Here is a 13,083-nt window from a genome sequence, read left to right on the forward strand (position 1 = left end):
GATTGCGCCAGCGGGGACTACTGCGTGATCTCCGTTAACCGCTTGCGGTAACCGTTGGGTGTAAACGAGGTCATTTTTTTGAAGGTCTTAATAAACAGGCTCGGGCTGCTGTAACCCGACTCCCAGGCGATGTCCGCTACCGAGTAGTTGGTCATCTCCAGCTGCTTTTTCGCAAAGTCGATACGGATCTCATTGATGATCTGCATCGGCGTTTTGTCGTAAAAGCGCCGCGTCGCACGGGTGAGATACTCCTGCGATTTGCAGGAGAGCCGCACCATGTTCTCCAGCGCATTATCGCTGAACTGGCGTTTATCGTGCATCGCTTCGACGGTGCTTCTCAGCCACTGCGGAATATCCTCCATCACCTGCTCTTCGCGATAGTGACGCAGGCGATTGAGCACGTAAAAAGTCACGGTTTCGATAAACTCGTCGAGACCGTTCTCACGAAAATTGAGCGAAGCAATCACTGTTTCAACATAGGTCAAAAATGCGCTGTGCGTGCGGTAAGGTTGCGAGGCCACAAAGCAGAACGGCAGCAGAGAGTGATAGTACTGATCGAAAAATTGTCGGCTAATACCGACATTGAGGATGCGGGCGGCACCGTACTCATAGAGACTCTGGTGATGCGATCCCAGCGGGATAAAAACGAAATCACCGCGCTCCAGCAGCACGCGTTTACCGTTAATGACCTGGTAGTACCGCCCGGTCAGAACGAGGGTAAATTCATAATAATCATGCTGATGCAGCCCGCTGGCGCTCTCCGATTTATTGAAGATAAAGACATGGAAAGGCTTTCCTTTAAAGAGCTGCTGTTCGTGGACGGTTTTGATCTCCTGTGTGCCGATCGTTGGTGTTGGCTGCATCGTTCACTCCTTACGACTTGCGCATACATGTCTATATTTCAGCGCGTTGGCGATCGCTTTCCGCGCGCTTCCTGCTTATCAGGCCGGGTTTTTTTTCTGGTGCGAACGCTCTTTATCTACGTTCAGGTTTGCTGAAATCCTTCAATAGCGAACGAAGCGGCAAATCTTCTGCCTCATCACTACCGCAAAGCACTCAGGCTGGCCTGCAACATCAAAAGAGCAATATGCTTCTTTACCCGCAATGTGCCTGGCAATTGTCCCCATTTTTCCAGAAATGACGTAACTAACATCTTAATAAGAGGCGTAAATTTGGGTTTGGTACTTTTTTCCGTGGGTAAAACAAGTATACGGGAGCGTACGGGAGGGAGGTATTCTGCAATCTGCCACAATTATCTCTGGTTGACCGATTGCTATGCTCTTCTTCACAGTTTCGCTAATTTTTTAGCGATTCCGGAGAGGGCGAAGGCTCCTCTCCGGCAAAAAATTACGCTTGGGTCGCAGCGAAAATAGTTTTACCGATCTCACGCGCCTTTTGCAGGCAAGCTTGCGGAGTGCCGAGATCGGGCTGCATCAGCGTGGCGTTGGTTAACACCGGCGCGCCGCAGTAGTCAAAAATACCGTGGGGGATTTGTGTATTCCATGATTGCGCATAGCCATGCTTTTCGAACGTTTTGCTGTCTGCGCCTCCTGTCGCCACCAGATGCACCGGCAGATGTGTCAGCTTCTTGATGACCTTGCCGGTGCCGCTATCTTCGTAGGCCCAGCCGTTGGCAAAGACGCGATCGATCCAGCCCTTTAATTGTGCGGGCATCGTCCACCAGTAGATAGGAAATACCAGTACTAATGCGTCTGCTTTCTCAATACGCTCCTGTTCAGCCACCACGTCGGCGGGCAGCGGGGCGGTTCGCATAAAGGCGTTGTAATCGGCGGCGGTAAACGACGGGTTAAACCCCTCCCGCGCCAGATCGGCGATCTCAACGCTGTTCTGCGCGTTCTGTTCGCGAATTCCTTCTGCCACGGCCTGCGCCAGGCCATGGGTTAAAGAGGTGTCGAGCGGGTGAGAGACTACGATCAGTGCATGCATTTGCTTCTCCTCGGTTGCCATTACGGATTAATCACCGTAGGCTTATATACTATCGGTAACCTACCACTAGTAAGTTACTAATGGTATATAAGCTTGTCAAGGAGGCAATGATGGCCGAAACGCGTGTACGCCAGCGGCTCTCGCGGGAAGAGCGCTACGCACAACTGGTGGAGGTGGCGTGGCATATTATCCATGAGGTGGGTACCGAAGCGCTGACGCTCGGCTATTTAGCCGAACGGGCGGGAGTGACTAAACCGGTGGTATATGACCACTTCACCAGCCGCTCCGGGCTGCTGGCGGCGCTCTATCGCGAGTACGATCAGCGTCAGAATCGCAAAATGGAGGCGCTGCTGGCCAGGACCGCGCCCGAGCTGGCGGCGCGCGCAGAAGTGGTTGCAACAACCTATATCGAATGCGTGCTGTTTCAGGGGCGTGAGATGCCGAGCCTGCTGGCGGCACTGGCGGGGACGCCGGAGCTGGAGAAGATCCGCCGCGACTACGCCGTGGATTTTACCGGCACGTGCCGCACGCTGTTTGCGCCGTTTTGCCATGCGCCTCTGCGCGACGCCGCGCTATGGGCGATGCTCGGTGCCGCGGAAGGGCTCTCCTGGGCGGCGGTGCAGGATGCGATTAGCGAACAGCAGGCGAAAGAGGAGCTGGAGCGGGTGATTATCGCCATGGTGCATGCGACGTTGAGTGACGAAAGTGCGTAAAACGCTCACCGGGGTGCCGCCGAGAGAGATTAAGTTGTATTATAGATGCATCTTAATCATTGGTGATAATTATGTCTGGACCACGCATCCTGCGGGAAAAACTGACCATCCGGAAGATGATTGCTCTCTATCAACGCCTCTGCCCGGATGCAGTGAGCAGCGCGGCGCACTATGCAGATCTCTGTGCCTATGCGGAAAAGCGGCTCGATAAGTGCGTCTTCGGCGAGGCGAAACCGGCCTGCAAGCAGTGTCCGGTGCACTGTTATCAGCCCGCAAAACGCGAGGAGATGAAGCAGGTGATGCGCTGGGCAGGGCCACGCATGTTGTGGCGACACCCGATATTAACCGTGCGTCATTTGATCGACGATAAGCGCCCGGTACCGGAGTTGCCCGAGAAATACCGGCGCAAGCAGGCCGGATAAACGTCAAGCGCCATCCGGCATTATCAGCGCGTCATCATTGCCGGATGGCGGCTGCGCCTTATCCGGCCTACAAAAAACCTATTTCTGAAACGGCGTAGGCCGGATAAGCGTAAGCGCCATCCGGCATGGTGTGCCACAACTTACCCACCCGACAAATCATCTTTATCAATCCCCAGCCGCTTCATCCTTGAGAGCAGCGTTGTTCGCTTCAGCCCCAGCCGCTGCGCGGCACCTTTCGGCCCGGCGACCACGCCGTTGGTCTCCTTTAAAACACGCACAATCAGCTGATACTCATCCTCCCCGTCGCGCGGTGACTCGGCGGGCGGAGCCACCGTCGCGGGCGGCATGGCGATCTCCGCCATCGAAAGCTGCAACACATTACCGCGCGTCAGCAGCACCGCTCGCTCAATCATATTCTCCAGCTCGCGCACATTCCCCGGCCACTCCATCGCGCTCAGCACCCGCAGCGTTTCTGCCGGTATGCTGTCAATATTGCGTCCCATCTTGCGGGCAATTTTGAAGGTGAAGGCTTTCACCAGCAGCGGAATATCTTCCGGGCGTTCGCGCAGCGACGGAAGCTGGATAGGAAACACATTCAGGCGGTAGTAAAGATCGCTGCGAAACTCGCGATCGGCGACCATCTTCTTCAGATCGCGATTGGTGGCGGCGATCAACCGCACATCGGTGCGGATCAGCTTGTTACTGCCGAGCCGCTCAAACTCCTGCTCCTGCAAGACGCGCAGCAGCTTCGGTTGTAGCTCAAGCGGCATATCGCCCACTTCATCAAGAAACAGCGAGCTCTTATCTGCCAACTCAAAGCGGCCGATACGCTGGGCGCTGGCGCCGGTAAACGCGCCGCGCTCATGACCAAAAAGATCGCTCTCCATAAGACCTGCCGGCATCGCCGCGCAGTTCATCTTCACCATCCGGCGGCTATTGCGCTCGCTCAGATTGTGGATAGCACGGGCAATCAGCTCCTTGCCGGTGCCGGTTTCGCCGAGGATCAGCACCGTACTGTTACTGCGGGCTACCATCTCCACCTGTTTCAGCACCCGCGACATCGCCTCGCTGCGGCCAATGATCTCGCCAAACTCGCTGTCGACTTTATTAAGCTGCTCGGTCAGCGCAAGGTTCTCATCCACCAGCCGCTCCTTCAGGCGATGGATCTCCTGGTAGGCGAGCGCGTTATCCACCGCAATGGCGATACGCTCGGCGATCTGGCGCAGCAGCTTGAGGTTTGCCTGGGTAAAGACCTCTTTCTGGCACTGCGCCAGCTTCAGCACGCCGAGCAAATTTTTGCCCGACATCAGCGGCAGCAGGCAGAGCGTCTGGATCTGGTTGCCCCAGGTCTCAAACAGCATCCGCTCATAGGGCGCAAGCTTGTCGCGCTCGTGCAGGTTGAGCAGCAGCATCTCTTTACTCAGAAATACGCGCTCCGTCAGCGTTCCCGCCTCGTCCGCTTCCTGGGTTTCGTGCGTCGGGTTGGCCTCATCCAGATAGTGGGTGGAGTAGATGGTCAGCTTGCCTTTGCGGCTGCCGCGCAGCACAAGGCTAATGGCGTCAATGCCGAAGTAGTAGTGGATCTCTTTGGCCACTTCGCTCACCAGCTCATCCATATGCAGCCGGGAGAGCACGGCATTGGTGATGGCGACGAGGATGCGGTAATCATTACGCTCCTGGCTGAGCAGCGCATAGTCCGGCGTGCGCCGGTCGCGGTTTTGCAACTGTTCGGTCACCACCGCGACGAGTTGCGTTAGCGTATTAAGGCGATCAAGTTCGCGCTCGCTCCATGGCTGGTCATCATAGCGGAAGAACTCGCAGCCGCCTAAAATCTGCCCCTCCGCTGCCAGCGGCAGCAGCGCGTAGTGGGCGAAAGGCGGGTAGAGCCCGCCTGCGGCAAGGGCGGGCCAGGTTTCGTTAAACAGTGCCGCCGTGCAGTGCAGCGTCTGCGGGTGAGAGAGAATATGCCGCACCGGCCCGCTCGCCAGCAGCGCCTGATCGCCATACTCCGCGCCATTTTCCGGGGGCTGAACACTGTAGCGGCTTGCCCGGTGGCTATCCGCATGCCACAGCACAATCGCCGCGCCCTGCGCCAGCCCCGCCTGACGCGCCAGCTGCGCCAGCGTTTCGCTGAGTGCCGCCACGTTCGGCTGCTGTAATAAAATCCGCGTGATATCGAAAAGCCCTTGCTGTCCGAGATCGCTCATCGGTGTATACGACATTTTGCTCATCCAGAAACACACCAGAGGGTGTGAAAAATAACAACTAGCAGATCCGCGGTAACGGCTCCGCGTGGGGGAGATCTAACAGGCGTTTTACGCCGTAAAGCCCGGCTACTCGCACGCCTTGTTGTTCAACGACTTCACCAATCATCGCTGCATCTTTACCTAAAGGGTGGGCGCGTAAACGGCTGAGCGCCAGTTCGGCGCAGTCACGCGCGACGGCGATCAGCAGTTTGCCTTCATTGGCAAAGTTAAGCGCATCCAGCCCCAGCAGTTCACAGACGCCGCGCACCGCCGGGTTAATGGGCAATTTGCTCTCTTGTAATTCAATGCCATATCCGCAGGCGGCGGCAAACTCATGCACCACCGCGTTGACGCCGCCGCGCGTCGCATCGCGCAGGGCTTTCACACCGGGCAGATCGCGCAGCGTCCCGATTAACGGTGTCAGCACCGCGCAGTCGCTGGTTAACTCCCCGTCCAGCCCCAGCCCTTCACGCAGGTTGAGGATCGTCGCGCCGTGGTCGCCGAGCGTACCGCTTGCCAGCAGCACATCGCCCGGCTGTAACGAGGCCGCTGCCCAGCGAATGGTGGCGGGGATCGCGCCAATACAGGCGGTATTAATAAAGAGCTTATCCGCCGCGCCGCGCTGCACCACTTTGGTGTCGCCGGTGACAATATTGATCCCGGCGTTACGGGCGGTCATTGCCATGCTTTCGACCACCTGTTTTAACGTTGCCATCGACAACCCCTCTTCGAGGATAAAGCCGCAGGAGAGGTAGCGCGGGATCGCGCCGCTGACCGCCACATCATTGGCGGTACCGCAGACGGCGAGTTTACCGATATCGCCGCCAGGGAAAATCAGCGGGTCAATCACATAGCTGTCGGTCGAGAAGGCGAGCCTGTCGCCGCCCGCCGCCAGTGCCGTGAGATCGAGGCGCGCCTGATCCTCCTGCTCAGCCAGCCAGGGGTTGGCAAAGGCCTGCATAAAGAGTTCGCCTATCAACTGCTGCATCGCCTGGCCACCGCTGCCGTGCGCCATCTGAACCTCATTCATACTTCACACTCCTGAGCGCGGTAGTGATACCAGGCGGCGCAGGCCCCTTCGGAGGAGACCATCAGCGCGCCAAAAGCGCTTTGTGGATTACAGGTTTTGCCAAACAGCGGGCAGTGGTGCGGTTTGCAGCGCCCGGTCAGCACGTCGCCGCAGCGGGCGCGCGGGTCGTCATACACCTGCTGTACCGCCGGCTGGAAATGGGCTTCAGCATCAAAACGCTGATAGGGGGGAGTCAGATGCACGCCCGATTCACCAATTATCCCCAGCCCGCGCCACTCGCTGTCGCCACGCACGGTGAACACCCCGGCAATCGCCTCTTGCGCCCGCCGGTTGCCCTCGTCCGGCACCACGCGGCGGTACTGATTCTCCACCCGGCTATGGGCGGCAAGCTTCTGCTCGACCAGCATTAGCACCCCCTGTAACAGGTCGAGCGGCTCAAAACCGACGACCACCAGCGGGCGCTGAAACTCATCGGCGATAAAGGTGTAGGCGTCGGTGCCAATCACCATGCTGACGTGGCCGGGGGCGAGAAAGGCGTCGATGCCGTTATCGGGCTGCGCAAGCAGGCTGCGCAGGGTCGGAATGAGCGTGATGTGCTGACAGAAGAACCAGAAGTTGTTGATGTCGCGCGCTTTCGCCTGCTGTAGCGTAATCGCGGTGGCGGGCATGGTGGTTTCGAAACCGAGGCCGAAAAAGACCACCTTGCGCTGCGGGTTTTTCTCCGCCAGCGCCAGCGCATCGAGCGGGGAGTAGACGATACGCACATCCGCGCCGCGCGCCTTCGCCTGTAACAGTGAGCCGTTTTTGCCCGGCACGCGAATCGCGTCGCCGAAAGTGCAGAAGATCACCTCCGGGTGGCTGGCGATCTCCACGCAAGTATCGATGCGCCCCATCGGTAAGACGCAGACCGGGCAGCCGGGGCCGTGGATAAACTCAATATTCTCCGGCAGCAACTGGTCGAGGCCGAATTTGAAAATGGCATGGGTGTGGCCGCCGCACACCTCCATAATGCGCAGCGGGCGCGCGGCGGTGTAAGCGAGCTGTGTGGCGCGCTCCTTGAGGCGGGCGATAAGCTGCATCACCTGCTCCGGCGCGCGGTATTCATCGACAAAGCGCATCATCCCTCCTCGCCGTAGAGCAGGGCACCGACATCCGGCTCAACATCAAACATATTTTGCAGCGCCGTCAGCGTTTCACGCGCCTCCGCTTCGTTGATAACGCTCATAGCAAAGCCGACATGCACCAGCACCCACTGGCCGATACGCGAGCGACCCTGCTCATCTTCACTGCCGACCAGCGTCAAATCAACATTACGCTGGACGCCGCTGACATCGACTTTCGCCTGCAGGCCGTCAATGGCACAGATTTGCCCCGGAACGCCTATGCACATCGTTGCGCCTCCAGCCACTCCAGCCACGCATCCATACCGTCGCCTTTGGTGGCGGAAACCAGCAGGATCTCAATCTCAGGGTTCACCTCCCGCGCGTAAGCGATGCACTGCGCAACATCGAAGTTGAGGTAGGGGAGCAGATCGACTTTATTCAGCAGCATCAGCGAGGCGGCGGCGAACATATGCGGATATTTGAGCGGCTTATCCTCGCCTTCGGTCACGGAGAGCACCGCCACTTTATGCCGCTCACCGAGATCGAAACTCGCCGGGCAGACGAGGTTACCGACATTTTCGATAAACAGAATGCCCTGCTCAGCCAGCGGCAGACGCGGCGCGGCATCGGCAATCATCTGCGCGTCGAGGTGGCAGCCCTTACCGGTATTAACCTGAATCGCCGGCGTGCCGGTGGCGCGGATGCGCGCGGCGTCGTTAACGGTTTGCTGATCGCCCTCAATCACCGCGCAGGGGAGGCGGTTTTTCAGGCGCAGCAGGGTTTCAGTGAGCAGGGTGGTTTTACCGGAGCCGGGGCTGGAGACGAGATTGAGCACCAGCTGTTGGCGGGCCGCGAAGCGTGCGCGGTTGCGGGCGGCGATGCGGTTGTTTTTATCCAGCACGTCGATCTCAACTTCCAGCATCCGCCGCTGGCTGATGCCCGGCGCGTGGGTTCCCGCTTCGCCGTGACCATAATGCAGGTCGCCCTCATTAAGCTGAGTCGGGCTGAAAGCATCGGTTTTTACCCCGGTAATGGTCAGCGCCGGGCGCGTCGCCGGGGCGAAGGGGGCGCTGCGAAAGGCAGAGTGGGGGTTATGTTCATCGCCTTCTATATAGCGGTTTCCATCCTGACAACCACATGTCGTACACATTGCTTACTCCTCAATTTCCAGTCGCTGAATTTGCATACCGTCGTCGGCGACGATCTGCAACTGGTCGCTGTGGCATTGTGGACAGCGGCGGACACGCTGACTGAGTAACGTCACATACTGCTGGCAGGATTCGCACCAGCACTCGGCCTGTTGTTGTTCGATATGCAGTCTACAACCTTCCGCCAGGCTGCCGCGGCAGACCAGATCAAAACAAAACGTTAAAGCGTCCGTTTCGACGCAAGAAAATGCGCCCACCTTTAGCCAGACGGCGGTAACCTTGCGTGCGCCATTTGCCGCTGCCTGTTGTTCAATCACTTCCAGCGCGCGCTGGCACAGCGTGATTTCATGCATAACGCCTCCTGATGACTTTCGCCTGTTAATGCAATAACAGTGCCACCCCCGGTTTAATCACGGTGACGATGACGACACTGACGAGATGACACGTCGAAATCCCGATTGGTTTTTATTAATACCTATACATATCAGCATCTTAAAAATTGGCATGGATGATGCTTAACCCTCGTTGTTTCTATTAAGCGGGTAAGCTGAGATGACGATTTGGGAAATTAGCGAAAAGGCGGATTACATCGCCGGACGGCACCACCGTCTGCAAGAGGCGTGGCGCAGTTACTGCAATACGCTGGTTCAGGGCATTACGCTCTCCAAAGCGCGTTTGCATCACACCATCGGCTGTGCGCCGGAGCAGCAGCTCTGCTTCGTACTGTTCGATCACTTCATGGTTTACATCACCCTGAGCGGCGGCTTTAACGGCCACACCATTGAGTACGCGATTGCCAATAAAGGCAGTGAAGAGAAGCGCGTAATCGCCGAGGCGCGGCTCACCAGCGACGGAAAAATTGATGCTCTGATTGAGGTCCGCGATCGCGAAAAAGTGCTTGATCACTACCTCGGCAAACTCGCCGCCGTGTACGACAACCTCTATACCGCGATGGAAGCAGATACGCCGATCAACCTCACCACGCTTGCCCGCGACGGGCACTCGTCGGTGCTGGCCTGAGCTGGAGTGTCGACGGGTGTCGAGATGACACTCGTCGACATGTTTCGTCAAAAATGACTGCCCGTAAGCGGGCGAGTCACCTGAGGATCGACTGGTGAACCGTTTTGTAATTGCCGACCCGGCGCTCTGTATTGGTTGCCACACCTGCGAGGCGGCCTGCGCCGAGACGCACCGCGCATATGGGCTACAGGCTATGCCGCGCCTGCGCGTCATGCGCAACCAACATGAATCCGCGCCGCAGCAGTGCCACCACTGTGAAGACGCGCCCTGTGCCGGCGTCTGCCCGGTGAACGCCATCAACCGTGTCGACGGCGCGGTGCAGCTCAATGAGAGCCTCTGCGTCAGCTGTAAGCTCTGCGCGATTGCCTGCCCGTTCGGCGCGATTGAGTTTTCCGGCAGCCGACCGCTGGATATTCCGGCCAACGTCAACACCCCGAAAGCGCCCGCCGCACCGCCGATGCCTGCGAAAGTAAGCTCGCTGCTCGACTGGGTGCCGGGCGTGCGCGCCATCGCCGTGAAGTGCGACCTCTGCTCTTTCGACGCCGACGGCCCGGCCTGCGTGCGCATGTGCCCGACCAGGGCGCTGCATCTGGTCAGCCCGCGCGATATCAATCGCGCCAGCCGCCGCAAACGCGAACAGACCCTTAATAGCGACTACGGCGATCTGGCGCTGTTTGCGCAGAATAACGGGAGTGCAAAATGACGCTTTTCTCTTTGCTAAGCACCGCGGTCATCACGCTGAGCTGCGCAGCGCTGCTGGCGGGCCTGCTGAGTGCGTTCAAAGCCGTGAGCGGCTTCTTCGCGGGCCTTGGGGGTACGGCTGGCTGCATGCTGGTGACGGTGGCCGGGGCTGGCGTACTGCTCAACGGGCAAACCGTGAGGGGTATCGTGCCGCTGATTAACCTTCCGCTTTTGCTCACCCCGCTGAGCGCAGTCTGGCTGCTGACGCTTGGCGTCTGCGGCGTCTTTATCAGCCTCTATAATCTGGCGTGGCACCGACATCAGGCGGTGAAAGCCAACGGCCTGCTGATTAACCTCCTGCTGGCGGGGGCGATCTGCGCAGTCAGCGCGGCTAGCCTCGGCGCGCTGGTGGTGATGGCGGAGATCATGGCGCTCTGCGCGGTGTTCCTCACCGGGTGCAGCGCCTCCGGCAAACTCTGGTTTGCGCTCGGGCGTCTCGGCACGCTGCTGCTGGCACTGGTCTGCTGGCTGCTGTGGCAGCGCTATCAGACACTTGATTTGACCGTGCTGAGCCTGCATCCCCTGAGCGGCGGCCTCTGGCTGCTCGGCGTCATCGGTTTTGGCCTGCTGGCGGGGATCATCCCGCTACACGCCTGGGTGCCGCAGGCCCACGCCAACGCCCCGGCCCCGGCGGCGGCGCTCTTCTCCGCCGTGGTGATGAAAGTTGGCCTGTTTGGCGTGCTGACCCTCTCGCTGCTCGGCGGACAACCGCCGCTGTGGTGGGGCGTGCTGCTACTGGCGTTTGGTCTGCTGACCGCTTTTGTCGGCGGGCTTTACGCGTTGATGGAGCACAACATTCAGCGGCTGCTGGCTTACCACACGCTGGAGAACATCGGCATCATTCTGCTTGGCCTGGGCGCGGGTATCACCGGGCTTGCGCTGCGCCAGCCCGCGCTGGTGGCGCTCGGGCTGGTCGGTGCCCTCTATCATCTTTTCAACCATAGCCTGTTTAAGAGCACGCTGTTTCTTGGCGCGGGCGCGCTGTGGTTTGCCACTGGCTTTCGCGATATCGAAAAACTGGGCGGCCTCGGTAAACGCATGCCGCTTATTTCGCTGGCGATGCTGGTTGGCCTGATGGCGATGGCCGCGCTGCCGCCGCTGAACGGTTTTGCCGGGGAGTGGGTGATCTACCAGGCCTTCTTCCGCTTAAGCGCCAGCGGCAATTTTCTCCTGCAGCTGATGGGGCCGCTGCTGGCGGTCGGGCTGGCGATCACCGGCGCGCTGGCGGTGATGTGCATGGCCAAAGTCTATGGCGTCACCTTCCTTGGCGCACCGCGTAGCGCGCAGGCGGAAACCCCGCGCCCGCTGCCGTGGCTAATGCGTGCCAGCGTGGCGGCGCTGGCGATCTGCTGTGTGGCAGGCGGTGTTGCCGCGCCGTGGCTGCTGCCGCGCCTGTTCAGTGCCGTGCCGCTGCCGCTTGAAACGGCGAACACCGTGGTGTCGCAACCGATGATCGCCCTGCTGCTGATTGCCGCGACCCTGCTGCCAGTGGTGCTGCTCCTGCTGCTGAAGGGCGATCGTCTGCCCTCCCGCCGACGGGGGGCAGCGTGGGTGTGTGGTTACGACCACGAAGCGTCAATGGTTATCACCGCCCACGGTTTTGCGATGCCGGTTAAAGCTGCCTTCGCACCATTTTTCGCCCTGCGCAAATGGCTGGAGCCAACGCTCTCGCTGCCTGCCTGGCGGGGCGACGCCGCACCGCTGCTGTTTCGTCGCCTGGCGCTGATTGAACTGGCGGTGCTGGTGGTTGTGGTGATTTCCCGAGGAGCCTGAAGATGAGTTTTCTGTTTGCTGTTGTACAGGCGCTGGTGCTGTTTGCCCTTGCGCCGCTGCTTTCCGGCATAAGCCGTGTGGCGCGTGCGCGTCTGCATAACCGGCGCGGGCCGGGGGTGCTGCAGGAGTATCGCGATCTGTTCAAACTGCTCGGGCGGCAGAGCGTCGCTCCTGCGGCCTCCGGCTGGGTCTTTCGCCTGACGCCGCTGGTGATGGTTGGCGTAATGCTGACAGTCGCTACCGCGCTGCCGGTGGTGACGGTAGCCTCACCGCTGCCGCAACTCGGCGATCTGATCACGCTCATCTACCTCTTCGCCATTGCCCGCTTCTTCTTCGCCATTGCCGGGCTGGATACCGGCAGCCCCTTTACCGGGCTGGGCGCCAGCCGCGAAGCGATGCTCGGCGTGCTGGTGGAGCCGATCCTGCTGTTGGGGTTGTGGGTCGCGGCGCTGGTCGCCGGTTCGACCCATCTCACCCACATCACCGACACCGTTTATCACTGGCCGCTGCACGCCAGCCTGCCGCTCTTTCTGGCGCTCTGCGCCTGCGCCTTCGCCACCTTTATTGAGATGGGCAAACTGCCGTTCGATCTGGCAGAAGCGGAGCAGGAGTTGCAGGAGGGGCCGCTCTCCGAGTACAGCGGCAGCGGCTTCGCGATCCTCAAGTGGGGCATCAGCCTGAAACAACTGGTGGTGCTGCAACTCTTTGTCGGCGTCTTTTTGCCGTGGGGGCAGCTGACCACCTTCAGCGTCGGCGGGCTGCTGCTGGCGCTGGTTGCCGCACTACTGAAGCTGCTGCTCGGCGTGTTGGTGATTGCGCTATTTGAAAACAGCATGGCACGCCTGCGTTTCGTTGCCGCCTCGCGCGTCACCTGGGCCGGTTTTGGCGTCGCCTTGCTGGCCTTTGTCTCCTTGCTGGCGACCTATTAAGAGAGTTCATC

Annotated in this window: 14 protein-coding genes; 6 read left to right on the forward strand and 8 right to left on the reverse strand. The window is 59.6% G+C overall.

Translation table 11 applies throughout. The annotated features are described in order from the left end of the window. Window positions 1–17: 17 nt before the first annotated feature. Window positions 18–863, reverse strand: coding sequence for a transcriptional regulator ChbR (gene chbR, locus PU683_RS08060; RefSeq protein ID WP_277171012.1), 846 nt, complete (start codon window positions 861–863; stop codon window positions 18–20). 484 nt (window positions 864–1,347) lie between these two features. Then, complete coding sequence (locus PU683_RS08065) at window positions 1,348–1,947, reverse strand: NAD(P)H-dependent oxidoreductase (RefSeq protein WP_277171014.1); 600 nt, start codon at window positions 1,945–1,947, stop codon at window positions 1,348–1,350. Between the two features lie 110 nt (window positions 1,948–2,057). Here PU683_RS08065 and PU683_RS08070 point away from each other — a divergent pair, with 110 nt between their 5' ends. Next, on the forward strand, window positions 2,058–2,660 hold the full coding sequence (locus PU683_RS08070) for a TetR/AcrR family transcriptional regulator (protein WP_277174236.1): 603 nt from the start codon (window positions 2,058–2,060) through the stop codon (window positions 2,658–2,660). Window positions 2,661–2,731: 71 nt separating this feature from the next. Beyond that, the gene (locus PU683_RS08075; protein ID WP_277171016.1) at window positions 2,732–3,082 is read left to right on the forward strand and encodes a nitrous oxide-stimulated promoter family protein; all 351 of its coding nucleotides are present in this window, start codon (window positions 2,732–2,734) and stop codon (window positions 3,080–3,082) included. A gap of 140 nt (window positions 3,083–3,222) precedes the next feature. Here the strand turns inward: PU683_RS08075 and flhA are convergent, their stop codons facing one another. From flhA to hypA, 6 genes are read right to left on the reverse strand one after another with little or no spacing between them, the layout of a single operon-like run. Further along, entirely contained in the window at window positions 3,223–5,304 is a 2,082-nt protein-coding gene (gene flhA, locus PU683_RS08080; RefSeq protein WP_277171017.1) for a formate hydrogenlyase transcriptional activator FlhA, read from the reverse strand. A 43-nt stretch (window positions 5,305–5,347) separates the two neighbouring features. Next, window positions 5,348–6,358: a hydrogenase expression/formation protein HypE gene (hypE, locus tag PU683_RS08085; protein WP_277171018.1), complete on the reverse strand. Its 1,011-nt coding sequence runs from the start codon at window positions 6,356–6,358 to the stop codon at window positions 5,348–5,350. Beyond that, window positions 6,355–7,476, reverse strand: coding sequence for a hydrogenase formation protein HypD (hypD, locus tag PU683_RS08090; RefSeq protein WP_277174237.1), 1,122 nt, complete (start codon window positions 7,474–7,476; stop codon window positions 6,355–6,357). Before hypD ends, hypE begins: the two co-directional genes overlap by 4 nt. Next, window positions 7,476–7,748, reverse strand: coding sequence for a HypC/HybG/HupF family hydrogenase formation chaperone (locus PU683_RS08095; protein ID WP_277171019.1), 273 nt, complete (start codon window positions 7,746–7,748; stop codon window positions 7,476–7,478). The genes hypD and PU683_RS08095 overlap by 1 nt, the downstream gene beginning before the upstream one ends. Beyond that, on the reverse strand, window positions 7,739–8,611 hold the full coding sequence (gene hypB, locus PU683_RS08100; RefSeq protein ID WP_277171020.1) for a hydrogenase nickel incorporation protein HypB: 873 nt from the start codon (window positions 8,609–8,611) through the stop codon (window positions 7,739–7,741). The genes PU683_RS08095 and hypB overlap by 10 nt, the downstream gene beginning before the upstream one ends. Before the next feature lie 3 nt (window positions 8,612–8,614). Then, on the reverse strand, window positions 8,615–8,962 hold the full coding sequence (gene hypA / locus PU683_RS08105) for a hydrogenase maturation nickel metallochaperone HypA (protein ID WP_277171021.1): 348 nt from the start codon (window positions 8,960–8,962) through the stop codon (window positions 8,615–8,617). Window positions 8,963–9,161: 199 nt separating this feature from the next. On the opposite strand from hypA, the gene hycA reads away from it, so the two are divergent. The 4 genes from hycA (at window position 9,162) to PU683_RS08125 (ending at window position 13,072) form a co-directional block, all read left to right on the forward strand. After that, window positions 9,162–9,629 carry a formate hydrogenlyase regulator HycA gene (hycA, locus tag PU683_RS08110; protein ID WP_277171022.1) on the forward strand — a complete coding sequence of 156 codons (468 nt, stop codon included), beginning with the start codon at window positions 9,162–9,164 and terminating at the stop codon, window positions 9,627–9,629. A 94-nt stretch (window positions 9,630–9,723) separates the two neighbouring features. Beyond that, window positions 9,724–10,332, forward strand: a complete 609-nt coding sequence (locus tag PU683_RS08115; protein ID WP_277171023.1) for a 4Fe-4S dicluster domain-containing protein — start codon at window positions 9,724–9,726, stop codon at window positions 10,330–10,332. Further along, a complete protein-coding gene (gene hycC / locus PU683_RS08120; RefSeq protein ID WP_277171024.1) occupies window positions 10,329–12,143 on the forward strand; it encodes a formate hydrogenlyase subunit 3 in 1,815 nt (604 codons plus the stop codon). Before PU683_RS08115 ends, hycC begins: the two co-directional genes overlap by 4 nt. Window positions 12,144–12,145: 2 nt before the next feature. Continuing rightward, window positions 12,146–13,072: a respiratory chain complex I subunit 1 family protein gene (locus tag PU683_RS08125; protein WP_277171025.1), complete on the forward strand. Its 927-nt coding sequence runs from the start codon at window positions 12,146–12,148 to the stop codon at window positions 13,070–13,072. The last annotated feature ends 11 nt before the right edge of the window (window positions 13,073–13,083 follow it).

The sequence above is a fragment of the Candidatus Kosakonia sp. 282A-S69 genome (assembly GCF_029433855.1).
GTDB lineage: Bacteria > Pseudomonadota > Gammaproteobacteria > Enterobacterales > Enterobacteriaceae > Kosakonia > Kosakonia cowanii_A.

What these genes read in the sequence shown, in the direction of transcription:
- chbR (WP_277171012.1), bottom strand. Translation starts at nt 863, where the DNA reads ATGCAGCCAACACCAACGATCGGCACACAGGAGATCAAAACCGTCCAC.
- PU683_RS08065 (WP_277171014.1), bottom strand. Translation starts at nt 1,947, where the DNA reads ATGCATGCACTGATCGTAGTCTCTCACCCGCTCGACACCTCTTTAACC.
- PU683_RS08070 (WP_277174236.1), top strand. Translation starts at nt 2,058, where the DNA reads ATGGCCGAAACGCGTGTACGCCAGCGGCTCTCGCGGGAAGAGCGCTAC.
- PU683_RS08075 (WP_277171016.1), top strand. Translation starts at nt 2,732, where the DNA reads ATGTCTGGACCACGCATCCTGCGGGAAAAACTGACCATCCGGAAGATG.
- flhA (WP_277171017.1), bottom strand. Translation starts at nt 5,304, where the DNA reads ATGTCGTATACACCGATGAGCGATCTCGGACAGCAAGGGCTTTTCGAT.
- hypE (WP_277171018.1), bottom strand. Translation starts at nt 6,358, where the DNA reads ATGAATGAGGTTCAGATGGCGCACGGCAGCGGTGGCCAGGCGATGCAG.
- hypD (WP_277174237.1), bottom strand. Translation starts at nt 7,476, where the DNA reads ATGCGCTTTGTCGATGAATACCGCGCGCCGGAGCAGGTGATGCAGCTT.
- PU683_RS08095 (WP_277171019.1), bottom strand. Translation starts at nt 7,748, where the DNA reads ATGTGCATAGGCGTTCCGGGGCAAATCTGTGCCATTGACGGCCTGCAG.
- hypB (WP_277171020.1), bottom strand. Translation starts at nt 8,611, where the DNA reads ATGTGTACGACATGTGGTTGTCAGGATGGAAACCGCTATATAGAAGGC.
- hypA (WP_277171021.1), bottom strand. Translation starts at nt 8,962, where the DNA reads ATGCATGAAATCACGCTGTGCCAGCGCGCGCTGGAAGTGATTGAACAA.
- hycA (WP_277171022.1), top strand. Translation starts at nt 9,162, where the DNA reads ATGACGATTTGGGAAATTAGCGAAAAGGCGGATTACATCGCCGGACGG.
- hycC (WP_277171024.1), top strand. Translation starts at nt 10,329, where the DNA reads ATGACGCTTTTCTCTTTGCTAAGCACCGCGGTCATCACGCTGAGCTGC.
- PU683_RS08125 (WP_277171025.1), top strand. Translation starts at nt 12,146, where the DNA reads ATGAGTTTTCTGTTTGCTGTTGTACAGGCGCTGGTGCTGTTTGCCCTT.